A 21,688-nucleotide genomic window follows, 5' to 3' on the forward strand; every position below is an offset into this window, starting at 1 on the left:
TTTTAATGCGTTACTAAAGTTTTTGAAGTTAGTATTTGATTTCTTTTTAAAGGTTTGGAGAAGAGACCAGCCAAATCTGCGGCTTGATCAATTCCATGAATTGGACTGAATACCATTTCTATTGACCACTTAGTACTAATCCCCTCCGCCTCAAGTGGGTTAGCTAAACCCATGCCACAAACTACTAAGTCTGGATTAGATTCTCTCACTCGATCTAATTGTTTTTCTACATGTTGCCCTTCAACAATTTTTGTATTATCAGGTAATAAATTAATCTCCTCTTTCATTAAATCCTTATTTAGGTAAGGAGTACCTACCTCTATAAGATCCATTTCGCATTCATTATGCAAGAATCTTGCCAAAGATATCTCTAGTTGCGATTCAGGAAGAAGGAATAATCTTTTCCCCTTGAGTATTTCTTTGTGTGAATCAAGAGCAAGTTTTGCTCTATTGATTAAAGGCGAAATTATTTCATGAACTTTAAGTTCACTAATGTTGAAAGCTTTGGCAGCAGCTAAAAACCATTTTGTACTGCCTTCGATACCTAGAGGAAATGGAGCTGAAATTATTTCACAACCCCGATGTTTGAGGTCTCGTACCGTATCACTTAAATAAGGCTGAGTTAATAATACTTTTGTATTTTTGCCAATCTTTGGTAATTCTGTTGATTGCCGTGGTGGAAAGCTCTCAATATTTGAAATTCCTAAATTTCTAAAAATCTTTTTAAACCTATCCTCTACATTATTTGCGAGAGTCCCAACCAATAATAATTTTTCCTCATTTGATGACTCCATTAATGGAATTAAAGCTTTTAAGGCGCCATCCTCGCCTTGGGTAAAAGTTGTTTCTATCCCACTGCCAGAGTAATTAACGAATCTTACTTGACCTAAAAATCTTTTATTTAATTTCTCTGCGACAGTTGCAAGATCTAGTTTAATTACTTCACTTGGACAAGATCCAACTAGAAAAAGAGTTTTTATTTCTGGTCTTCTTGCAATAAGATCATTAACCACTCGATCTAATTCTTCATGAGCGTCAGCAAGACCAGCTAGATCTTTTTCTTCAAGAATAGCCGTCCCAAATCTTGGTTCAGCAAAAATCATAACTCCAGCAGCGCTCTGAATTAAATGAGCACATGTCCTTGAACCTACTACCAGAAAAAACGCATCAGGCATTCTTCTGTGGAGCCAAACTATTGAAGTTAAACCGCAAAAAACTTCTCTCGGTCCAGTTTCCTTGTTAAATTCAACTTTACTCATTAAAAATTTTCAAGAGCTTATATTTCAAGCTTGCATAAACTTTTTAATTTAAGAAAGTAATTAATAAGTTCTCTTACAAAATGAACACATTTAAAAAACTTATATGAATGTTTAAATACTTAAATGGGAATTATGAAAAAAACTTTTTGGGCGTATTTTAATTTCTGTAGAAGGAATTTCCTTGACTTGTTTTTGAGATTTTCCATACATTTCTAGCTATTTTCGTTGCTAATAATCCTGCTCTTTCTAACTTAGATTTTCCGGGCTTTGCTCCAATTAAAGCTGTCACTTCTGAAGTGGTTAAAGGAGCTCCAGTATTTATAGCTAATTGCGTTAACTCCAATCTATCTCTAAGGTTCTTAAGATTTACCTTCTCGATTTTATCTTCTTCTAACCAACTAAAAGATGGATCTTTCTGAGATAATTTTTGCATCAAGCTTAGGCTGACTAATCCAAGAGTTTGATCAGGAGTTAATTCTTTTTCAGTGCCAGAAACATTTGGTTCTTTTTTTTGAGAAGTTCCCATAAAAATGCATATCTTTTACTTGAAGTTATCGTTTTGTGGGAAGCATGCAAGTAAATTTAATGGAAAAAATGAACCATTATCCGTTATAGTCGCGTGAATGGAACCAACTTCTAGTTTAAACAGAGGGGAACGAAAGAAAGGGAGTTCTCTTGTCACAGGATCTGAGGTGCAATCTCAGGCTAGTGGTGCAAGCTGTTTTATTACAACTGACTCAGAAAAGTCTTTGGTATCCAGACAAGCAAGTCAAGTAGAACAAATTGAGTTAAGAACATATGTTTTTTTAGATTCTCTTCAGCCTCAATTGGCGGCATATATGGGAACTGTTAGTAGAGGTTTTTTACCAATCCCTGGAGATTCATGCCTATGGATGGAAGTTTCACCTGGGATGGCCGTGCATAGAGTCACTGATATTGCCTTAAAGGCTAGTAATGTAAGGCTTGGACAGATGATCGTTGAAAGAGCATTTGGTTCTCTTGCTCTTTACCATAAAGATCAAAGTACTGTTTTGCATTCCGGGGATGTTGTTCTAGATGCTATTGGTAGTGAAGTTAGAAAAAGAACCAAACCTTCAACGAGTTGGACAGAAGTTATTCGAGCAATTACTCCAGATCATGCTGTTTTAATTAATAGACAAAACAGAAGTGGATCAATGATTCAATCTGGAATGAGCATGTTTATATTAGAAACTGAACCAGCTGGGTATGTCTTAAAAGCAGCAAATGAAGCAGAAAAAGCATCAAATATAACTGTTGTTGATGTAAAGGCAGTTGGCGCTTTCGGTAGATTAACTCTCGCTGGGAAAGAAGGAGATGTAGAAGAAGCAGCGGCCGCTGCTATAAGAGCAATTGATGAAATTTCAAATTATTGATAATTTTCTAATTTAAACCAATTTCTTTTTTGAGGTAAGGGGACATAATTTTGGCAGCTTTACCTCTACTACCTAATTTATTTAATTGTGATTGTGAGAGCTCACCGTAAACACAGTTAGACTCTTTTACCCAAAAAATAGATTCGAATTCCCCGTTTGGATATTTGGGGTTCTTAAGAATTTCTCCCCAGCATATTCCTGTTGTATCTTTAACTAAGTTTCCTGAGGGATCGCACAAAACCATACAACTTATAAATCTTGCACTCCTATAAGGACTATCAGAAAGTTCATTAATTAATTTTTTAATTTTCTCATCATTAGTTTTGGCATATCGAGCAGAATAAATTCCTGGCCGACCATCTAAAACATCTACTTCAAGACCCGAGTCATCAGCTAATGCCCAAGTTTTAGTCTCTAAAGCAGCTGCTTTTGCTTTTAGAAGTGCATTCTCAAAATATGTGTTTCCAGTCTCTTCGACATTTAAATATTCTGGTTGCTTCTGAACCTTTAAAGACAAAACATCCAGCATCTCTGAAATTTCAGATACTTTTCTTTGATTGCCACTAGCAATAGTTAGAACTGGAAGGTTCAAAATAACAAATAAATTTATTGTGAATATTATCTTACTTCAAAGCTTGATACGGAGACAGGAAAGGTTGAACATTCCACACCTGTGTAGACAGGGCCTGCCTCGTACGGAAATAACATAATGTAAATTTTTTCTTAACACAACAGTATGTTTTGATGCACTAACTAATTTGCATAAGTATTGACATATCAATAGTACCAAGGGTGATAAGTTTAACTTATGAATGATAGAAAAAACATTAATGGAGATTTTGTCGAAAACGCTTGACTTATAAGTACTTAATGAAGCATTCTTCGAATTGAACATTCCACATTTAGTATTTAGTAGACAATGGCTACAGAAACAATGGGTATCGCTCTCGGCATGATCGAGACACGCGGACTTGTACCTGCAATCGAAGCAGCAGACGCAATGACAAAGGCAGCAGAAGTTCGCCTTATTGGTCGTGAATTCGTAGGTGGCGGTTATGTCACAGTATTAGTTAGAGGCGAAACAGGCGCAGTTAACGCAGCTGTAAGAGCTGGTGCTGATGCTTGTGAAAGAGTTGGTGACGGTTTAGTTGCAGCTCACATTATTGCTCGTCCTCATAGAGAAGTTGAACCTGCTCTTGGTAACGGTGAATTTCTTGGTCAAAAGGACTAATTAAGTAACGCAAAATTTGTAAATTTTGCACAATAATTATTTTCCCTACACAGACCTAAATTTATCCTTATGAGTAAGAAGTATGATGCAGGGGTAAAGGAGTACAGAGATACCTACTGGACTCCTGAATATGTACCCCTAGACACCGATTTATTAGCCTGTTTCAAATGTACAGGTCAAGAAGGTGTTCCCAGAGAAGAAGTTGCAGCAGCTGTTGCCGCTGAATCTTCAACAGGTACTTGGTCAACAGTTTGGTCCGAGTTACTTACAGATTTAGAATTTTATAAAGGACGTTGTTATCGAATCGAAGACGTTCCTGGAGATCCTGAAGCTTTTTATGCTTTTATTGCATATCCTTTAGATCTTTTTGAAGAAGGTTCTATTACAAACGTATTAACATCTCTAGTAGGAAACGTTTTTGGATTTAAAGCTCTAAGACACTTACGTCTAGAAGATATTAGATTCCCAATCGCTTTCATCAAAACTTGCGGCGGTCCACCAAATGGAATCGTAGTTGAAAGAGATCGTCTAAACAAATATGGAAGACCTCTTCTTGGTTGTACCATTAAACCTAAATTAGGATTGTCTGGTAAAAACTATGGTCGAGTTGTATATGAGTGCCTTAGAGGTGGTCTTGATTTAACGAAGGATGACGAGAATATAAACTCTCAGCCATTCCAACGTTGGAGAGAAAGATTTGAGTTTGTTGCAGAAGCAGTTAAACTTGCTCAACGAGAAACTGGAGAAGTTAAAGGTCACTATCTAAACTGTACTGCTAACACTCCTGAAGAACTCTACGAAAGAGCTGAATTTGCAAAAGAGCTAGATATGCCAATCATCATGCATGATTATATAACTGGTGGTTTTACTGCAAATACTGGATTAGCAAACTGGTGTCGTAAAAATGGCATGCTTCTTCATATTCATAGAGCGATGCATGCTGTTATTGATAGACATCCAAAACACGGTATCCATTTCAGGGTTCTAGCAAAATGTTTGAGACTCTCCGGAGGAGATCAATTACATACTGGAACAGTTGTTGGAAAACTAGAAGGTGATCGTCAAACAACTCTTGGTTACATAGACAACTTAAGAGAGTCATTTGTTCCTGAAGATAGATCAAGAGGTAACTTCTTTGATCAAGATTGGGGTTCAATGCCAGGAGTATTTGCCGTCGCATCAGGTGGTATTCACGTATGGCATATGCCTGCACTCTTAGCAATTTTTGGAGATGATTCTTGTCTTCAGTTCGGTGGAGGAACACATGGTCATCCATGGGGTTCAGCCGCTGGAGCTGCAGCTAACAGAGTTGCTTTAGAAGCTTGTGTAAAAGCACGTAATGCTGGTCGCGAAATCGAAAAAGAGAGTAGAGACATTCTTATGGAAGCTGCTAAGCATAGTCCTGAATTAGCTATTGCTCTAGAAACTTGGAAGGAAATTAAGTTTGAGTTTGACACTGTCGACAAGCTTGATGTTCAGGGTTAACTCAAGTTTCGGAATTGAGGAGATTTATTCTCCTCAAACTTATTAAAATCTCGTTTTTACGAGTAATTTCATTCACATTTTGATTAATTATGCCTTTCCAGAGCACAGTAAGCGACTATCAAACAGTTGCAACCCTGGAAACATTCGGTTTTTTACCACCGATGACCCAGGAAGAAATATATGACCAAATTGCGTACATAATTGCTCAAGGTTGGAGTCCTGTTATTGAGCATGTTCATCCTAGTGGATGTATGCAAACTTATTGGTCTTATTGGAAACTCCCATTTTTTGGGGAAAAAGATCTTAACTTGATCGTGAGCGAATTAGAGGCATGCCATAGAGCATACCCTGATCATCATGTAAGAATCATCGGATACGATGCTTACACTCAAAGTCAAGGAACAGCTTTTGTAGTTTTCCAAGGACGTTAAAGCTACTTATCGTAGTTAATATCTTTCTCCAAAAAAATGTTTTGGAGAAAGTTTTTCAAAAGAGTTTCACATTTGAAGATTATGTCAAAAAAAACCAGTAGAGAGATTGCACTAGAAAGAAGAAAGGCGATGAGTGATAGCGGTAAAAAAGCCGCTGCTTATTCTTCAACTACCAAAGATAGAGTTCGATCTTCTCAAGATATACAGATTTCTGGGACTCAGTCTTCTCATAATAATATTTCTAAACCAGCTACAAAACATATTCCAAAAACTCAAGTAAACAGAAATTCTTCAACAACTTTATCTAGTAAAGAGTTAGTAATAGAGAGAAGAAAAGCAATGTCTACCCATGGGAAATCAGCTATAACTTCATCTGATAGAACCCGTACTGATGTTAAAAAAGAAAGTCCTGTAAACACAGTTAAAACTACCACAAGCGAAAATCAAGAAGTTCAAAATTCACATAATACAGAAATTAAAACATCAAAACCAAACGTTAAAAGAAGAATTAATCAGAAGAGAAAGCCTATTACCAATACAAGTAGAGATATTGTTTTAGCGAGAAGAGAAGCTCAATCTAAACATGGTAAATCAGCAACTAAACAAAATACTAGTGCCGCTTCCTTAGCTAGAAGGGGAGACCCAGATTTAAGTAGTAGAGAAATTTCTCAGAGAGTGAGAGAGCTAAGAAGTAAAACTGGTGCCACAGGCAAAAAAGGTAATGGTAAATGTAGACCATGTGGTCCAAATAAAAATGGTGCCAAACAAAATATTGCAGATGCTAGCTGGAAAGTTGGTAAAAGTGAAACTGATTCAGGTCAAATAGTTACTGGAACTCAAGCTAATAGATCTGTAAAAACTACAGGTAATGAAGCAAGTACATGCAGAACTGTAACTGGTACCCAATATATGGGATCAGAAGTTATTGATCAATTTTGTCAAGATAGACCAAGTTATAAACAACCACTTAGATCTACTGTTACCTCTACAACATCAGGTAATAAAGTAACTGGAAATGAAGTTGGTAGATCTGATAGTGTTACAGGCGATGAGCCAGGAACTTGTAAAAACCTTACAGGTACTGAATATGTATCTTCTAATCAGTCGCAGAAGTATTGTGGTGATGTCCCAAAAAATCCTTCAAAGGTTAAACACAGCACTACAACCGATGGATTAAAAGTATCTGGATCACTTCCTGGTAGATCAACCCTAGTTACTGGAGATGAATCAGGTTCTGGACAACAATTAACTGGAGATCAATATCTTGGCTCTGAGCCAAATCCAAAAGGTAAAGCATTTGAAAAAGTAGGCAGTTACAACACTCTTAATGGGAATAATGTAACTGGTACAGGGGTTGGAAGATCAGACCATATGACAGGCAATGAACATGGGAGTTGTAAGAATGTAACTGGCGATGAGTACATAGGATCTCAACAATATGAGAAGTTTTGCGGTTCAAAACCAAAACCAGAAGCCAGAAAAGTAGGTTTAAGCCTTTCTTCAAAGTCAAATTTAATAAGCGGCACTATGACAGGAAGATCAGAAATAGTAACTGGAGATGAACCAGGTTCATGCAAAGTGTTAACAGGAACACCATACGCAGGCTTAGATCAGATTAATGAAAATTGTAGTACTGAGATTTCAGAAGATATGAAATCCCGAGCAACAGTTAATTCTGGAAATAATTCAAATGCCAGACTTACAGGACAGCAACCAGGAATTGGCGGAGTAATGACAGGTGCTAAGAAAGGTGCTTGTAAAAATCTAACAGGTACTCCCTATGTTGGTGGAGATCAGCTCTCACAAGCTTGTGATAATCCTCCACATGATGCGGCTTATGCGAATCCGGAAAAGTCGGCAGCTAACTCTTGGAACGAATTCTCTGTTAAATCTCCATCAAGAGATAAATATTCTGAAAAAAATACTCAAGGAGTTACAGGTAATGAATATGAAAATGGTTCAAAGGTAACAGGGCCTTTTGATATGGCAGTTGATAAGGTCACTGGCACTGAAAAATTTAGATTTGAACCGAATAAAAATATTACTTATAAACAAAAAATGGAAATTGAAGAGGCAGACCGTGCTGCAAAAACACCAGAAAAAAGAGTCGCATCAAGGATTACTGGTGAAGGTCAATCAGTAGGAAACGTAACTGGTGATGATTGGGATCGCGGCGATAAGGTAACAGGTACAGAGGGAGCTTCTTCTAGAAAGAGAAATCCATCAAGAGCAGGATTCATGAGCGCAATGCCCCCTATGGATGTTAAAAGAAATGAGGAAACAGAAAAACCAGATTTCTTGATAACTGGATCTAGTGGAAATACTCGTGAAGGACAACTTGTTACCTTTTCAGGTGGTGCAAGAGGTTAAGTAAATAATGCCTTTAAGAGGACTGGCTAAAGCCAAGAACTTCACATTGGGGCCAACAGCTCCAATGAAAACTTTTACTGAAAATGTCCATACACAAAGTAAAGAATCAAATAATTTCCGAAATTCTGGAAAGTCTCATAAATTAACCAATAATATCCAAAATGAAAATCTATTTAGGTATGAAAGCAAAATAAAAAGTGATTTTGATGAAATTGTTCCAACTCTCAAGGAAATTGCTCGAATTCAACATCACGAAGATTTTATAAATAAGGCACAGAAAATATCAAGAAAAAATTTGGGAATAGATTTACCCCTACATGTATTAGATAAATCTTGGGTTAAACCTCTTGATATGAGAGCTTTATATGCATGGTGTGCTTTCAAACAGCATGAGAAACTAAGCGACAATTTTTTTAACAATGATCCACTTGAAGGTGCCGCTGGAAGTAGGGATGCGGAAGACTTTGAAAAATTCCTCTTAGATTGTGGAATACATTTACTTGATATAACTCCTTGTTCAGATGGAAGATTAGCTCATTCAGTTGCTTATGTAATGAGAATACCTTTTAGTTCAGTAAGAAGAAGATCCCATGCTGGAGCACTGTTTGATATTGAAAATACCGTTAATCGATGGGTAAAAACTGAACATAAAAGATATAGAGAGAATGTTCCTAATGAAGCTCATAAAGATACCAGGTACTTAAAAGTTGTAACTTATCACTTTAGTTCAGTAGATCCTTTGCATCAGGGATGCGCAGCTCATGGGAGTAATGACGAGTTAGCTGCAGCAGAAGGTAGAAATAAATTATATGCTTTCAAAGAGGCTGTAGAGAATAGCTTTTGCTGCGGAGCTTCTGTGGATTTAATGTTAATTGGACTTGATACAGACACTGATTCATTAAAAATACATTTATCAACTAGCGATGGCGCTATAGATTTAGAAAAAACTATTTCTACATTAGAAATTTATAATTCAACAATAAATTTCTCAAGAGAGGATGCAGAAAGAGAAATTTGCCAGACAATTTCTAAGCAATCTTCAAAAGATAAACTCAGTGGACTGGAAAAATTTACGTATAAATTAATTGTCAATAATATTTCTCAAATTGATTATGTTAAGAGTTTTCATAATGGTTCTTATGAAGATATTGGACATGCAGAGAGGTTTATTGGAGTAGGTATAGGTTTCAAAGAAGTACATCTCAGGAATTTAACTTATTTTGCTCATTTAGATACAGTCGAAGAAGGGGCTCCAGATTTAGATGTAGGAGTGAAGATTTTTACTGGATTAAATGTTTCTCAAGATCTACCTATTCCGGTAGTAATAAGATTTGATTACTCTGGAAAAGTCCCCGGCGCAAAAGAGAGGGCAATAAATGATTGTGAAAGAGTTAATAATGCGATATCAATTAGATATAAAAATTTAGTTGATCAAGGGTTGTTACACACTTGCTCTACTATTAGAGATAGGGACAACATTCATTCCGCCCAAATTATTGGAATGTCTTTAGATAAAAAAACAGAGGAGGCTCACTAATTATGTTAATTTGCAAGGTTGTAAAACCACTTGTTTCTACCAATAGGATTCCTGGTTTTGAACATAAACATCTGCAGGTTGTATTAGATGGTTCTTCAAGTAAAGTTGCAGTTGATGCTGTTGGCTGTAAGCCAGGAGATTGGGTTATTTGTGTTGGAAGTTCTGCAGCTAGGGAAGCAGCGGGAAGTAAATCATATCCAAGCGATTTAACGATTGTTGGAATAATTGATCATTGGGATCCTGACAAGTCATAAAAAAGGAGGATATAAATTGTGGAAATTATGAAGGTACTTGGAAGGATGGTATGCACTCAAAGAGTCGCTGGCTTAGGTCATATGAATTTACGAATTTTAGAAAATAATAAAGGAAAGAAAGTAGTTGCTGTTGATCCAGTTGGAGCAAGAGAAGGTAACTGGGTTTTTACTTCTAGTGGCTCTGCCGCTAGATTTGCATGCCCTAATCCAGAAGTTCAAACCGATTTAACAATTGGAGGTATTATTGATTATTGGGAGATTGACTAAAAATTTTAACTTCAAAAATTTATTGAGAAACTTTATTAAAGGTATAGTGTAATTAGTCTTGAATAAATAATTTAATGTGGAATGAAAGAGAATCACCTTTGAGGATTGAAAAAAGATTTGAATTTAAACAGTACTCAAAAATTAGTAAATTCATGGAGAAAATTGAGAAATTATGTAAAGAAAGAGATATCTATCCAAATATCAGCTTCGGTAAGACTTTTGTAAGTCTTTCAATTTTTTTAGATAATAAAGAAATATCAGACATGGAAAAAGACTTTTCAAAGGATATTGATAAATATTATTTAGAAGATTAGTCCTTTTTAATAACTATTTGGCTTTGCAATATCTCTTTTGATTAAGGCCATTAAATATGTTGGGGCTTTATATCTACCAGGTAGACATCTATTTAAAGTTTCGAGATGACTCCAACACACTGTCTTTTCTATATCTTTAACTGAGTTACCTTTTAGAATTAATAGTCTAAGAGCTTTGCAAAATAAAGGATAACCTGCTTCTAGTTCATCTATATTTAGCTTTGCTGCTGACATAGATCAAAGATGAATTATCAACTAATAATCTATACAAATATGGTGCAAAATTGGTTTATATTTCAAATTTCTCAATAATTAGAAATTAATCTAGAAATGCGACGCAATCTATCTCAACTAAAACTCCTTTTGGTAAAGATGAAACTTCCACACAGGCCCTTGCAGGAGGATTCTCTACATTGAAAAAATCACTATATATTTTATTGACAATTTGAAAATTACTTAAGTCAGTTAAGTAAATTGTCGTTTTTATTACATCCTCTATTTTTGCTCCACCAGCTTTAAGAACTGCTGCGAGATTTTTTAAAACTTGAATAGTTTCCTTCTCAATATCACCTAAACATGTTATCTCATTTAAAGCTGGGTCTATAGCAATTTGACCAGAACAATAGATAAAATTCCCAGCTTTTATTGCTTGATTATAAGGTCCGACTGGATCTGGAGCATTTGATGTTTTAATTACTTGTTTTGAGGACATTTATTTAAGAAGATACCTATCTATTTAAACCCATAAATCTTTATTTGCTCTTAGAAAAGTAAATTCTTCTAAATTTTTTGCTCTTAAGAAAAGATTTATTTTCATCTCTTCATCAAGTAAAAATGGAATTGTCAATTCATTAAGAGAAAGTTTTTCTTCAACTTCCGAAAGTTTATTTTTTATATCTTGATCTTTAGGCTTGAGATTCAATGCCCACAAAATATTTGACTTAGTATATTCATGTGCACAATATATAAGAGTATTTTTTGGTAAAGATTTGATTCTTTCTAGTGAAGAATACATTTGTTGATAAGTTCCTTCAAAAATCCTTCCACAGCCTCCAGAAAATAATGTATCACCTATAAAAAGAATAGGATTTTTCCCATTCAAAAAGAAGGCAATATGTGAGCTTGTATGCCCTAATACTTCAATTATTTTTACTTCTTCACCTAAAATATTCAAAGTTTCTCCATCTTCTACAGATACATTTTGAAAAGGTATTCGTTTTTTTTCTCTTGAGGATGCAATCACCTTTACTTTTGGCCATCTTTCAATAAGAGACTTCGTCCCTCCAATATGGTCTGAATGATGATGAGTTTGCAAAATAGCTTTTAAGTGAAAATTATTTTCATCTATATATTTAATTACTGGTTCGTGAACAGATGGATCTACAACAACAACGGATTTATCTTTTACCCACAACCAAATGACATTGTCATTTAAAACTCTGAGTCCGATTATATTGGAAGCTTTATTAAATTCCATTGTTAACTTAGAATGAAGAATCCTTGGAAGAAATTGATCTATGTTTACTATAGCTTTACCAAAAGGAGCTCTGTTAAAAGATTCAATTTCAACTTTTAAAAGAGCTGGGTTAGATTTCGCAGATGCGTTGGACGAAAATAATAGATCATTAACCTTTGAATCAAATTGCAAACGGGCAAAAGCTTTATTAGTAAGAAATGGAGATGTGCCTGTTTATGTAAGTTATGGTCAGGCTGATTTGGGTATTGTTGGGTATGACGTTTTACGGGAATCTGAATTAAAAGTCGCAAAGTTATTAGATTTAGGATTTGGTGGTTGTCATATGTCGTTGGCGGTTAAGAAAAATAGCAATTATTCAAAACCAACTGATCTTCCAGCGAATTGTAAAGTAGCAAGTAAATTTACAAAAACAGCAAGAGCTTATTTTGAAGAATTAAATATTCCTGTAGAAATAGTTCATTTGACAGGATCAGTCGAGCTTGGTCCTATTACAGGTATGGCAGAGGCAATAGTTGATTTGGTGGCAACAGGAAAGACTCTTAAAGAGAATGGTTTAATAAAAATAGATGATCTTTATTATTCGACTGCAAGACTAATTGGAAATCCATTGTCTATGAGGTTAGATGATAATCATCTCAGAGATACTATTTTATCAATAGAATCAACTAATGCTTTATAGAAGATTAGCTAAATGTTTTTTAAAGATTTTAGAAGGATTAAAAAGTTAGGTAAATATTTTACTAAAGATAAAAAAACAATCTATCTAATCTTGATAGTTTTGTTACCTGTCTCTTTCTCTGGAGCTATTCAACCTTTATTAGTTGGTCAAGCAATTACTATTCTAAAGAACGAAACTACAGATGTTTGGCTGAGTAAAACTTTCTTTGGGCAGTCAATAAATGCCATAATCTTAACTTTATTTATAACTGTATTATTAAGATTAGTTCTGCAGGGATACCAAACTTACAATATCCAAGCAGTGGGACAACGTTTGACAGCAAGAATAAGAAGAGAACTTTTTGATCATTCAATATCTTTATCTCTTAAGTATCACGATAAAATGCCTGTTGGGAAATTACTAACGAGATTAACAAATGATGTTGATGCTTTAGCCGAGGTCTTTGGTAGTGGGGCAGTTGGAGTCATTGCTGACTTCGTCAGTCTGATAGTAATTTCTTTGACAATGCTGTCAATTGATCGAGGGCTTGCCATTTTATTACTTTTGACTCAAATCCCAGTTTCATATTTTATTATTTGGCTTCAAAAACGTTATAGAAGAGCAAATTATCAAGTAAGGGAAGAATTGTCTCAACTTAACTCTGATTTTCAAGAGAATCTTCAAGGTTTAGAAGTCGTTCAGATGTTCAGAAGAGAGGCTTTTAATAGTAAGAAATTTTCCAAAACTGGAGTTGCTTATAAGAAAGCAGTTAATGGAACAATATTTTATGACAGTAGTATTTCGGCATTTATAGAATGGATTTCTCTTGCTGCAGTTTCCTTAGTTTTGGCAGTTGGAGGTTATCTCGTTACTTCTGGAAATATTGGTTTAGGAACATTAACAACTTTTATTTTATATTCCCAAAGACTTTTTGAACCTCTACGGCAGCTTGCAGAAAGATTTACTCAAATACAAGGAGGTTTAACAGCTGTAGAAAGAATAAATGAATTATTGGATGAAGAAATACAGATTAAGGACTCTACTTCCGCAAAACATTTTTTAGAAAATGTGAAAAATGTAAATAAAAAATTTAAGGGCAAAATTGAGTTCAAGAATGTTAATTTTTTCTACAATGAGGGAGAGCACATCATAAAGAATTTATCGTTCAGGATCAATCCTGGAGAGCATGTAGCTTTTGTAGGGCCAACTGGTTCAGGTAAGACCACAATAATAAGACTATTATGTAGATTGTATGAGCCTCAATCAGGCCAAATATTAATCGACGACATAGATATCAAAGATATTCCTATTGCAATTCTTAGAAATATGTTGGGAGTAGTTTTGCAAGACACCTTTATCTTTAGTGGAAATGTTGCAGATAATTTAAAATTAAATTCCAATATAGACAATCTTGAATTAAAAAATCTTTGTAACGAATTAGGGTTAGATAATTTGTTAAAAAAATTACCAGAAGGTTTGAACACCTTTTTAAGAGAAAGAGGGGGAAATCTCTCTTCTGGAGAGAGACAACTTCTTTCAGTAGCTCGAGTAGCGATTAGAAATCCTGTTGTTTTAATAATGGACGAAGCAACAGCGTTTATGGATCCCTCTACAGAGGCTACTTTGCAGAAAGATCTTGAGAGAATTCTGTCAAAAAGAACAGCATTAGTAATAGCTCACAGATTAGCAACTATTGAAAGTTCTGATAAGATTTTAGTCTTGAAAGGGGGATCATTAGTTGAAGAGGGAACCCATAGTGAATTGAGACTTAAAAAGGGTTTATATTTTCAGCTCTCTGAGCTTCAACAAAATGGATTCGTGAATTTTTAATGATTTTTAGAAACCAAGGATCGTTAATAAAAAAAACAAATACTATATCAAGGAATGATCTGATAGATCTCTATGGTTTAAATTCTTGTGAGTTCACTCAAACAAATAAAGAAGAAATATTTATATGTAGTAAAAATAAAGATTTAGATCTAATAGAACTTGATCAACTTTTGCAAACTGTTGGTTGGAGCAGAAGACCTATAAGGAGGGTAAAAAGAGCTTTAGATTTCAGTATTTTGGTGGTTGGGTTATGGCGTCATGATGATAAATTCCCCAGACTAGTAGGATTTGCACGATGCACTGGCGATGGAATTCTAGAAGCAACAGTCTGGGATGTGGCTATTAACCCTGTCTATCAAGGACTTGGATTAGGGAAAGAGTTAATGAAATATGTCCTAAAAGAATTGAAAAGTATTGGAATTTTTAAAGTAACCCTTTTTGCTGATGCTGAAGTAGTTTCATTTTATAAAAGACAAGGTTGGATATTAGAACCTAGAGGCTCTAAATGTGCTTTTTGGTATGCAAATTAATCATTTTTTGTAGTAATCAGAATATATAGATTTTAACGATTCACCTTTTAACCATCTTCTTCTAAAGTGCCAGTTCTTAATTGCTTGAAAAAAAATATTAGTTCTTTCCCATTTTCTTGAATTTATAAAAATTGGTAAATTTAATTGTTTTAAATAATTTTTTTTGTTTAATCTCCTTATAAAATCTACATCTTCCATCAAAGGTATCTTCCTAAAACCATTATTCTTAAAATAGGTAGTTCTATGAATTATTAAACCTTGATCACCATACGGTTGTTTAAAAAATCTACTTCTACAATTCACGAGAATTTCGAGGACTCTATAAATTATCTTTTTGTTATTAATTTTGAATTCAAAATAGTAGATACTATTCTTATTTCCCTTTAAAAATGAATTTATTTTTTTATACCAATCATGAGTTAATCTTGTGTCTGCATGTAAAAAAATGAGCCACTCTCCTTTTGAATTTTTGGCTCCAATATCTAATTGCAAACCTCGATTCCTTTCTTTGGATATACATACTTTAGCTCCATAAATATTTGCTATATCAATAGTTTTATCTTCACTTCCACAATCAACAATTATGATTTCGACCTCTTTCTGAATACTTGATAAGTCTGAAAGCAATAATGGTAAATTATTAGCCTCATTAATTGTTGGAATGATAATTGAGATTTTAGACAAGTCGGTTACTTTCTATTTTCAATATCAATAATTGTATCTATATCAATTTTTTTATCTAAAAACTTATATTTTAATTTTGTAGAAGCAAAATTATCAATTGTATTCTGTAGAACATTTTCTGTCCCCCACTTTATGTTGATAAAAGGTAAATATAAATGCGATGACATTATTTTTTCTGATAAACCAATAAGCCAATATCCTCCATCATTAGATGGTCCTAAAATAAGATCATTTTGTTGGAGCTCTTTTAGAGTATTCAATAAATCTTGATGGCATAAATCTGGAAGGTCAGTACCAATAAAAATAATATTTTTGATCTTATGTCTTGCACAAAATTTTTTGTTGATAATTATTTGCCGTTTCATTTTTTCTCCCAAGCAGCCTTTCCCCTGTAAATTAAATTTTTTGATACCTAATGCTCTAGTCCATCTTCTACAGTTACTTACACCCAGACCAGATATAGCAATAGAAATATCAATTAGTTTATTTTCTTGGAGAAATTTTGCGACTGAAATAGTATGTTTGGTCATTACACTTTGAACCTTTGCAGAATTACTTTTTCCTATATCTTTAGATAATCTTGTTTTGCATCTTCCAAAACCATGCCATTTTGCCATGATAATAAGTAATGCTTTATCCAATAATTTAGTGCGATTAAAATAATTATATGCCTAAAAAAAATAAATATTTTTATAAATTTGTATGATGCTTTGTTAAGTAATTTTAAATTTGTCGTGATCTTGTGATTTCCTAATGGCCAATTATTAAATTCCAACTAGATTAATAATCTAGAGAATAAAATTTTGCAAGCAATTAATCCTATTTGGGCGGAAGTTCAACAATCACTTCAAAAAACTTTAAGTAAGCCTTCATTTGAGACATGGATAAGGCCTGCTAAATTTAATTGTTTTGAAAATGGCTTATTAACCTTAATTGCTCCAAATACATTTTCAAGTGATTGGTTAAGAAAGAACTATTGTCAAACTATCGAAAAGGCTGCAACAGAAATATGCGGCCATGATGTAAAAGTTGTTTTTAAATCGGAAACAAATATTAACAGCGATTCAACAAATAAAGAGTACCTAGATGAACAGATCGTGAATCAAAAAACAAAATCATTTTCTAATAATACTTTAGATATTTCTTCAAAAAATCGATCTAAAAATCCCAACGGTCTAAATTTGCGCTACGTTTTTAAAAGATTTGTAGTAGGTCCAAATAGTAGGTTGGCTCATGCCGCTGCTTTGGCAGTTGCCGAATCACCTGGAAGAGAATTTAATCCATTATTTATTTGTGGTGGAGTAGGTCTCGGTAAAACTCATTTAATGCAAGCAATAGGCCATTATCGAGTAGAAATAGATCCAGAAGCAAAAGTTAAATATGTATCTACAGAGACTTTTACTAATGATGTTATTAGTGGTATTCGAAGAGATGGAATGACAGCCATTCGAGACAAATATAGAAATGTAGATTTGATTTTAATAGACGATATACAGTTCTTAGAAGGCAAAGAGTATACACAAGAGGAATTCTTTCATACTTTTAACGCTCTTCACGAATCAGGAAGTCAAATAGTTATTGCAAGCGATAGACCTCCAAATCAATTGTCGGGAATTCAAGAGAGATTAATTTCTAGGTTCTCAATGGGTATGACCGCTGATATTCAACCACCTGATCTTGAGACGAGGACAGCCATCCTTCAAAAAAAGGCAGAGCAAGAGAAGATGAGCCTTCCAAGAGATTTAATTCAATTTATAGCAGGAAGATTCACTTCGAATATTCGAGAATTGGAAGGAGCATTTACTAGAGCTGTTGCATTTGCATCAATAACTGGCTTGCCAATGACAGTCCAATCAATTGCTCCAATGCTTGATCCGAATAGTGTAGGAGTAGTTGTTACTCCAAAACAAGTTATTAATAAAGTGTCAGATTTTTTTAAAGTTTCTACTGATGAATTGATTAGTTCAAGCAGGAGAAAACCAGTAAGTCAAGCTAGGCAAATAGGCATGTATCTTATGCGACATGGAACGGATCTAAGCTTACCAAGAATTGGAGATGAGTTTGGGGGCAAAGATCATACAACAGTTATGTATGCTATTGAACAAGTTGAAAAAAAATTGTCTATTGATCCTAATATCGCAAGTCAAGTTCAAAAAATAAGAGATTTACTTCAAATAGATTCAAGAAAAAATTTATAGTTTCAACATTAACTAGAAGCAAAATTTCTAGGATCTTGATCATATCTATGCCTGAAAGGTATCTTATCTATCTCATTGATATCACTACGTGATTCAATTTTATTTAATGATTGTCTTAATAACCTTGCCGAAATAATTGGCATATCTCTTGGAACTGAGATTCTATTTTTTAAGTATCTTAGGGAGATTCCTGAAAGTTTTTTAGGGATTATTACTTCACCTGTGATCATATGGGTTAATGCTGATCTCAATGATTCCTCAAATGATTCTTTATTGTATGGGTTTACTTTTAGTAAATTTTCTTTATGCTTTATCACTCTATCAAGAGCAATTTTAGCGAAATATTTTGAATCATAATTTTTGTTTAATTCATAATTACCTAGACCCTCTCCAGTATCTATAAGCTCAGAGAAAATAATCTGTTGTTTATTGCTTTCTTTATAACATCCACCCATTTGAGGAGGTAAATCATGAGAGTGAGTATGAAAATCTCCTTGAGTGCCTCTATAAACACTTGTCCCTTCAAAAAGGGTAAGCCAGTTATCTACATAACGGTAATTAGATCTTAAATTAAACCCTTTATAGTAAATCAATGATGCATTTATTCTCTCCATATAGGGAATAAAAATTATATCTCCAACACCAGGCTCTATATCACCCGTATTAGATACTGATGGATCAATAAAACCTGATTTTGATCTACTTAAGATTTCATCGAGTTTTGAAATGGATTCTTTAAAACTTTTTTTTCTAAAAGAGTTATCTATAAAATTAAAGCTTTCTCGGCAGAGCCAACTACACCAAGATCTGAAAATTTCTCTTTCTAATTCTCGAATTTTGATAAGGTGACTAGATGTTAAAAAAGATCCAAGTGCTCCAAATTCATTTTCTAAAAAAGCAATGATATCGTCACTTTCAGTTATAACTTGCCCTTTAACTTCAATTGCAGGTAATTTCCCCGATCTGACTTTTTCAAGGAACCAACTTTCTTTTTGACCGTAGCAAAACATATTTATTTTTTTGACTCTGTATGGAATTCTCTTGAATTCAAGCCATAACCATATCTTCTGACAGTAAGGACACCAAGAATGCCTATCCCTATAGAGGGTAACTAAAACATCATTTTCACTGTGCCCAAATAATCTTAAATTTGCGTAGGAATTATTTATACCATGGACTCTATCAAGATCTTCAACTTCAAATTTATTTAAATCATTCCATGTCAAAATCCCATTCATTATTTGAATTAAAGCTATAAACTAACGTTATAATAATTGATTTAAAAAAGTCTTGGAATTTGAATTTGATTTAATTGTTGTTGGCGCTGGATCTGGAGGACTCGCGGCGGCTAAACGTGCGGCTAGTTATGGTGCAAAAGTCGCAATCATAGAAGTAAATCAAATAGGAGGAACTTGCGTGATAAGGGGATGTGTCCCAAAGAAATTGATGGTTTATGCAGCAAAAAGTAAAAAAAATATGGATTCTTCTGAAGGATATGGATTAAAAAATGAAGGTATTAATTTTGAATCAAATATTCTATTAAAGAATGTTAGAGAGGAGGTTTCTAGACTAAGTAATTTACATAGAAATTCTTTAAAAAAATTGAATGTGACTGTTTTTGAGGGCTTAGGAAGATTTACTACTCAAAATGAATTAGAAATTATTTGTCCAAAAACGAAGAAAATTAAAAATAAAATAAGTTCAAAAAAAATTCTTATTTCAGTTGGAGGTAAACCAAAGAAATTAAATATTCCTGGAGTAGATTTGGCATGGACTAGTGATGATATTTTTGAATTAGAAAAGTTTCCCGAATCAATATTAATAGTAGGAGGAGGATATATTGCTTGTGAATTTGCTTCTATTTTCAGAAATTTAGGTACTAGAGTAACTCAATTAATTAGAGGTCAACATTTACTTAATGGTTTTGATGAGGATCTTTCTTCATGCTTAGTGGAATCACCTACTTTTACTGAAATCAATATAATCTCCAATACTCAATTAAAGTCTATAAACAGAGTAAATGGAAATCTGGAATCTATTCTGGACTCGGGGGATAAACTCCTAACTAGTAATATCCTTATTGCTACAGGAAGAGAACCAAATCTTTTGCCTTTAAATTTAGATTTTTTAAATCTAAAGATGGATGGCCTATATTTAGATGTTGATGAATTTAATCAAACAAGCAACTCAAACATTTTTGCAGTTGGCGATATCATAAATAAACCAAACTTAACTCCAGTAGCAATAGAGCAAGGGAGAGTTTTTTCGGATAATTTTTTTAATGATCAAAAAAGAAAAGTAAATTATGAATATATTCCTAAGGCCGTCTTTACTATTCCAGAAATTTCAACAGTTGGCTTAAGTGAGAAAAGAGCTAAAGAGATTTACTCTGAAAAAAATATAAAAATTTTCAAATGCAAATTTACCCCTATGTCTAATACCTTTAAAAAGAATAAATCAAAATGTATGTTGAAGATTGTAGTTCATAAGCTGACTGACAAAGTCCTGGGATGTCATATGTTTGGTGAAACATCATCTGAGATTATTCAAATGGCATCAATTTCATTAAATGCAGGGATAACAAAAAAAGACTTTGATATTACTATGGCTTTGCACCCAACTATCTCAGAAGAATTTGTAACTATGTATGGATAAAATTATGAATTAGAAAATTTTAATTTTTCTTGGATAATCAGAAACACTACAAGCAAAGCAAAGTAAATAAACAAACCTATTCTTAATACAGAAAGGAAGTTAAATCCATTTAGGAAAAGTATCTTATCGAGAATGTAGAAAATATAAAGATTAAGCAAAATAAATCCTTCAATTCTGGTGATTTTCCCTTTGCTCCAGAAAATTGGTAAGCAGGCAAAGGTAGTTAAAACCATAAAAGGTAAGTCAACTTTTATTAGACTTTGTTCAATTACTAAACCTTTAAATCCTGAAAAAATACTGCAACTTCCCAGGATTAGAAGTTGATTGAGCAAATTGCTTCCAATTACATTCCCAATCGCAAGATCTGTTTTGCCTTTAAATGCAGCAATTATTGAAGTTACTAATTCCGGTAAAGATGTCCCAGTTGCGACGATAGTTAAACCAATAACAATTTCATTGACACCCAAAAGAGTAGCAAGCGTTTGAGAACCATTTACTAAAATATTTGAACCAAAGCTTAAAAGAAATATTCCCAATATTAACTTTAGTAAAAGATTAATCTTTCCTTTATAGTTATCTTGTAATTCTTCTATCTCTGGTTCAGCATCTTTTGTCTCCTCTCCTTTCTCATTGATAGTTTTGATTTCCCATATTGTATTTAAGATTAAACAAAATATTAGAAAAACCCCAGCTTGTAATGTTAATAAGCCTGTTGATGACATAGCCCAAACTGCACAAGAAATTGCCATTAAAAGAGGCACATCTCTTCTGACTATTCTGCTTTTTACTTTAAGGGGTGTTATCAATGAGCTTATACCCAAAACAACGAGAACATTAAAAATATTGCTTCCAATTACATTGCTAGCCGCAAGCGAATCACTCCCTTTTAAAATTGAACTTAAACTTACCAATAACTCAGGAGAGCTTGTTCCAAGAGAAACAACGGTTAAACCAATTACTATTTGAGGTATTCCTAAAATTAAAGATAAAAATATGGCTCCTTGAATAAAGAACTCTCCTCCAGCAAAAAGTAGAACTACGCCTAAAACTATTTCTATTATTGGAAATAAAAAATCACTCATATTTAGGCTTTTATTTAGATAATAAAAATTTT

General features: G+C 33.7%; 24 protein-coding genes. 14 read left to right on the forward strand and 10 right to left on the reverse strand.

Annotated elements, in window-relative coordinates:
• Window positions 1-2 precede the first annotated feature (2 nt).
• Window positions 3-1,259: a ferredoxin:protochlorophyllide reductase (ATP-dependent) subunit N gene (locus JJ844_06485; protein ID MBO6975319.1), complete on the reverse strand. Its 1,257-nt coding sequence runs from the start codon at window positions 1,257-1,259 to the stop codon at window positions 3-5.
• 157 nt (window positions 1,260-1,416) lie between these two features.
• On the reverse strand, window positions 1,417-1,785 hold the full coding sequence (locus tag JJ844_06490; protein MBO6975320.1) for a hypothetical protein: 369 nt from the start codon (window positions 1,783-1,785) through the stop codon (window positions 1,417-1,419).
• A 97-nt stretch (window positions 1,786-1,882) separates the two neighbouring features.
• Between JJ844_06490 and JJ844_06495 the strand changes: the two genes are divergently transcribed.
• On the forward strand, window positions 1,883-2,653 hold the full coding sequence (locus JJ844_06495) for a BMC domain-containing protein (GenBank protein MBO6975321.1): 771 nt from the start codon (window positions 1,883-1,885) through the stop codon (window positions 2,651-2,653).
• A gap of 7 nt (window positions 2,654-2,660) precedes the next feature.
• Here JJ844_06495 and rdgB read toward each other — a convergent pair whose 3' ends face one another.
• The gene (gene rdgB, locus JJ844_06500; protein ID MBO6975322.1) at window positions 2,661-3,245 is read right to left on the reverse strand and encodes an RdgB/HAM1 family non-canonical purine NTP pyrophosphatase; all 585 of its coding nucleotides are present in this window, start codon (window positions 3,243-3,245) and stop codon (window positions 2,661-2,663) included.
• A gap of 327 nt (window positions 3,246-3,572) precedes the next feature.
• On the opposite strand from rdgB, the gene JJ844_06505 reads away from it, so the two are divergent.
• From JJ844_06505 to JJ844_06540, 8 genes are all read left to right on the forward strand, one after another.
• Entirely contained in the window at window positions 3,573-3,884 is a 312-nt protein-coding gene (locus tag JJ844_06505) for a BMC domain-containing protein (protein MBO6975323.1), read from the forward strand.
• Window positions 3,885-3,953: 69 nt separating this feature from the next.
• A complete protein-coding gene (locus JJ844_06510; protein ID MBO6975324.1) occupies window positions 3,954-5,369 on the forward strand; it encodes a form I ribulose bisphosphate carboxylase large subunit in 1,416 nt (471 codons plus the stop codon).
• A gap of 89 nt (window positions 5,370-5,458) precedes the next feature.
• Window positions 5,459-5,800, forward strand: coding sequence for a ribulose bisphosphate carboxylase small subunit (locus JJ844_06515; protein ID MBO6975325.1), 342 nt, complete (start codon window positions 5,459-5,461; stop codon window positions 5,798-5,800).
• A gap of 81 nt (window positions 5,801-5,881) precedes the next feature.
• Window positions 5,882-8,170 carry a CsoS2 family carboxysome shell protein gene (locus JJ844_06520; GenBank protein ID MBO6975326.1) on the forward strand — a complete coding sequence of 763 codons (2,289 nt, stop codon included), beginning with the start codon at window positions 5,882-5,884 and terminating at the stop codon, window positions 8,168-8,170.
• 7 nt (window positions 8,171-8,177) lie between these two features.
• A complete protein-coding gene (locus tag JJ844_06525) occupies window positions 8,178-9,707 on the forward strand; it encodes a carboxysome shell carbonic anhydrase (protein MBO6975327.1) in 1,530 nt (509 codons plus the stop codon).
• 2 nt (window positions 9,708-9,709) lie between these two features.
• Window positions 9,710-9,961 carry a carboxysome peptide A gene (locus tag JJ844_06530; protein MBO6975328.1) on the forward strand — a complete coding sequence of 84 codons (252 nt, stop codon included), beginning with the start codon at window positions 9,710-9,712 and terminating at the stop codon, window positions 9,959-9,961.
• Between the two features lie 18 nt (window positions 9,962-9,979).
• Window positions 9,980-10,228 (forward strand): carboxysome peptide B, encoded by a 249-nt coding sequence (locus JJ844_06535; protein MBO6975329.1) that lies wholly within the window; start codon window positions 9,980-9,982, stop codon window positions 10,226-10,228.
• Window positions 10,229-10,302: 74 nt separating this feature from the next.
• Entirely contained in the window at window positions 10,303-10,542 is a 240-nt protein-coding gene (locus tag JJ844_06540) for a 4a-hydroxytetrahydrobiopterin dehydratase (GenBank protein MBO6975330.1), read from the forward strand.
• Between the two features lie 6 nt (window positions 10,543-10,548).
• Here the strand turns inward: JJ844_06540 and JJ844_06545 are convergent, their stop codons facing one another.
• The 3 genes from JJ844_06545 to gloB all read right to left on the reverse strand — a co-directional run bounded on the left by JJ844_06545 (window position 10,549) and on the right by gloB (window position 12,019).
• On the reverse strand, window positions 10,549-10,776 hold the full coding sequence (locus tag JJ844_06545; protein MBO6975331.1) for a DUF3136 domain-containing protein: 228 nt from the start codon (window positions 10,774-10,776) through the stop codon (window positions 10,549-10,551).
• 85 nt (window positions 10,777-10,861) lie between these two features.
• Window positions 10,862-11,254, reverse strand: a complete 393-nt coding sequence (locus JJ844_06550) for a RidA family protein (protein ID MBO6975332.1) — start codon at window positions 11,252-11,254, stop codon at window positions 10,862-10,864.
• 24 nt (window positions 11,255-11,278) lie between these two features.
• Window positions 11,279-12,019, reverse strand: a complete 741-nt coding sequence (gene gloB / locus JJ844_06555) for a hydroxyacylglutathione hydrolase (GenBank protein MBO6975333.1) — start codon at window positions 12,017-12,019, stop codon at window positions 11,279-11,281.
• A 40-nt stretch (window positions 12,020-12,059) separates the two neighbouring features.
• Here gloB and JJ844_06560 point away from each other — a divergent pair, with 40 nt between their 5' ends.
• The 3 genes from JJ844_06560 to JJ844_06570 are packed head-to-tail and all read left to right on the forward strand — an operon-like array spanning window position 12,060 to window position 15,037.
• Window positions 12,060-12,698, forward strand: a complete 639-nt coding sequence (locus JJ844_06560) for an ATP phosphoribosyltransferase (GenBank protein MBO6975334.1) — start codon at window positions 12,060-12,062, stop codon at window positions 12,696-12,698.
• A 12-nt stretch (window positions 12,699-12,710) separates the two neighbouring features.
• Window positions 12,711-14,507, forward strand: a complete 1,797-nt coding sequence (locus JJ844_06565) for an ABC transporter ATP-binding protein (protein MBO6975335.1) — start codon at window positions 12,711-12,713, stop codon at window positions 14,505-14,507.
• The gene (locus JJ844_06570) at window positions 14,507-15,037 is read left to right on the forward strand and encodes a GNAT family N-acetyltransferase (protein ID MBO6975336.1); all 531 of its coding nucleotides are present in this window, start codon (window positions 14,507-14,509) and stop codon (window positions 15,035-15,037) included. The genes JJ844_06565 and JJ844_06570 overlap by 1 nt, the downstream gene beginning before the upstream one ends.
• On the opposite strand, the gene JJ844_06575 is transcribed toward JJ844_06570, so the two are convergent.
• Together JJ844_06575 and JJ844_06580 are read right to left on the reverse strand one after the other, a co-directional pair.
• A complete protein-coding gene (locus tag JJ844_06575) occupies window positions 15,038-15,721 on the reverse strand; it encodes a TIGR04283 family arsenosugar biosynthesis glycosyltransferase (GenBank protein MBO6975337.1) in 684 nt (227 codons plus the stop codon). It abuts the gene before it with no gap.
• A 5-nt stretch (window positions 15,722-15,726) separates the two neighbouring features.
• On the reverse strand, window positions 15,727-16,338 hold the full coding sequence (locus tag JJ844_06580; protein MBO6975338.1) for a TIGR04282 family arsenosugar biosynthesis glycosyltransferase: 612 nt from the start codon (window positions 16,336-16,338) through the stop codon (window positions 15,727-15,729).
• A 186-nt stretch (window positions 16,339-16,524) separates the two neighbouring features.
• On the opposite strand from JJ844_06580, the gene dnaA reads away from it, so the two are divergent.
• Window positions 16,525-17,919: a chromosomal replication initiator protein DnaA gene (gene dnaA, locus JJ844_06585; GenBank protein MBO6975339.1), complete on the forward strand. Its 1,395-nt coding sequence runs from the start codon at window positions 16,525-16,527 to the stop codon at window positions 17,917-17,919.
• A gap of 8 nt (window positions 17,920-17,927) precedes the next feature.
• On the opposite strand, the gene JJ844_06590 is transcribed toward dnaA, so the two are convergent.
• On the reverse strand, window positions 17,928-19,157 hold the full coding sequence (locus JJ844_06590; GenBank protein MBO6975340.1) for a glutathione S-transferase domain-containing protein: 1,230 nt from the start codon (window positions 19,155-19,157) through the stop codon (window positions 17,928-17,930).
• 52 nt (window positions 19,158-19,209) lie between these two features.
• On the opposite strand from JJ844_06590, the gene gorA reads away from it, so the two are divergent.
• Window positions 19,210-20,574 carry a glutathione-disulfide reductase gene (gene gorA / locus JJ844_06595; GenBank protein MBO6975341.1) on the forward strand — a complete coding sequence of 455 codons (1,365 nt, stop codon included), beginning with the start codon at window positions 19,210-19,212 and terminating at the stop codon, window positions 20,572-20,574.
• 2 nt (window positions 20,575-20,576) lie between these two features.
• Here gorA and JJ844_06600 read toward each other — a convergent pair whose 3' ends face one another.
• Window positions 20,577-21,656 carry a calcium/sodium antiporter gene (locus tag JJ844_06600; GenBank protein ID MBO6975342.1) on the reverse strand — a complete coding sequence of 360 codons (1,080 nt, stop codon included), beginning with the start codon at window positions 21,654-21,656 and terminating at the stop codon, window positions 20,577-20,579.
• Between the last annotated feature and the right edge of the window lie 32 nt (window positions 21,657-21,688).

This window comes from Prochlorococcus marinus CUG1435, assembly GCA_017644375.1.
Classification (GTDB): domain Bacteria; phylum Cyanobacteriota; class Cyanobacteriia; order PCC-6307; family Cyanobiaceae; genus Prochlorococcus_A; species Prochlorococcus_A marinus_AH.

Bases quoted from the DNA above. Each gene is read 5' to 3' on its own strand.
- JJ844_06485 (MBO6975319.1), bottom strand. From the start codon at position 1,259: ATGAGTAAAGTTGAATTTAACAAGGAAACTGGACCGAGAGAAGTTTTT.
- JJ844_06490 (MBO6975320.1), bottom strand. From the start codon at position 1,785: ATGGGAACTTCTCAAAAAAAAGAACCAAATGTTTCTGGCACTGAAAAA.
- JJ844_06495 (MBO6975321.1), top strand. From the start codon at position 1,883: ATGGAACCAACTTCTAGTTTAAACAGAGGGGAACGAAAGAAAGGGAGT.
- JJ844_06505 (MBO6975323.1), top strand. From the start codon at position 3,573: ATGGCTACAGAAACAATGGGTATCGCTCTCGGCATGATCGAGACACGC.
- JJ844_06510 (MBO6975324.1), top strand. From the start codon at position 3,954: ATGAGTAAGAAGTATGATGCAGGGGTAAAGGAGTACAGAGATACCTAC.
- JJ844_06515 (MBO6975325.1), top strand. From the start codon at position 5,459: ATGCCTTTCCAGAGCACAGTAAGCGACTATCAAACAGTTGCAACCCTG.
- JJ844_06520 (MBO6975326.1), top strand. From the start codon at position 5,882: ATGTCAAAAAAAACCAGTAGAGAGATTGCACTAGAAAGAAGAAAGGCG.
- JJ844_06525 (MBO6975327.1), top strand. From the start codon at position 8,178: ATGCCTTTAAGAGGACTGGCTAAAGCCAAGAACTTCACATTGGGGCCA.
- JJ844_06530 (MBO6975328.1), top strand. From the start codon at position 9,710: ATGTTAATTTGCAAGGTTGTAAAACCACTTGTTTCTACCAATAGGATT.
- JJ844_06540 (MBO6975330.1), top strand. From the start codon at position 10,303: ATGTGGAATGAAAGAGAATCACCTTTGAGGATTGAAAAAAGATTTGAA.
- JJ844_06545 (MBO6975331.1), bottom strand. From the start codon at position 10,776: ATGTCAGCAGCAAAGCTAAATATAGATGAACTAGAAGCAGGTTATCCT.
- JJ844_06550 (MBO6975332.1), bottom strand. From the start codon at position 11,254: ATGTCCTCAAAACAAGTAATTAAAACATCAAATGCTCCAGATCCAGTC.
- gloB (MBO6975333.1), bottom strand. From the start codon at position 12,019: ATGGAATTTAATAAAGCTTCCAATATAATCGGACTCAGAGTTTTAAAT.
- JJ844_06560 (MBO6975334.1), top strand. From the start codon at position 12,060: ATGTTTACTATAGCTTTACCAAAAGGAGCTCTGTTAAAAGATTCAATT.
- JJ844_06565 (MBO6975335.1), top strand. From the start codon at position 12,711: ATGTTTTTTAAAGATTTTAGAAGGATTAAAAAGTTAGGTAAATATTTT.
- JJ844_06570 (MBO6975336.1), top strand. From the start codon at position 14,507: ATGATTTTTAGAAACCAAGGATCGTTAATAAAAAAAACAAATACTATA.
- JJ844_06580 (MBO6975338.1), bottom strand. From the start codon at position 16,338: ATGGCAAAATGGCATGGTTTTGGAAGATGCAAAACAAGATTATCTAAA.
- JJ844_06590 (MBO6975340.1), bottom strand. From the start codon at position 19,157: ATGAATGGGATTTTGACATGGAATGATTTAAATAAATTTGAAGTTGAA.
- JJ844_06600 (MBO6975342.1), bottom strand. From the start codon at position 21,656: ATGAGTGATTTTTTATTTCCAATAATAGAAATAGTTTTAGGCGTAGTT.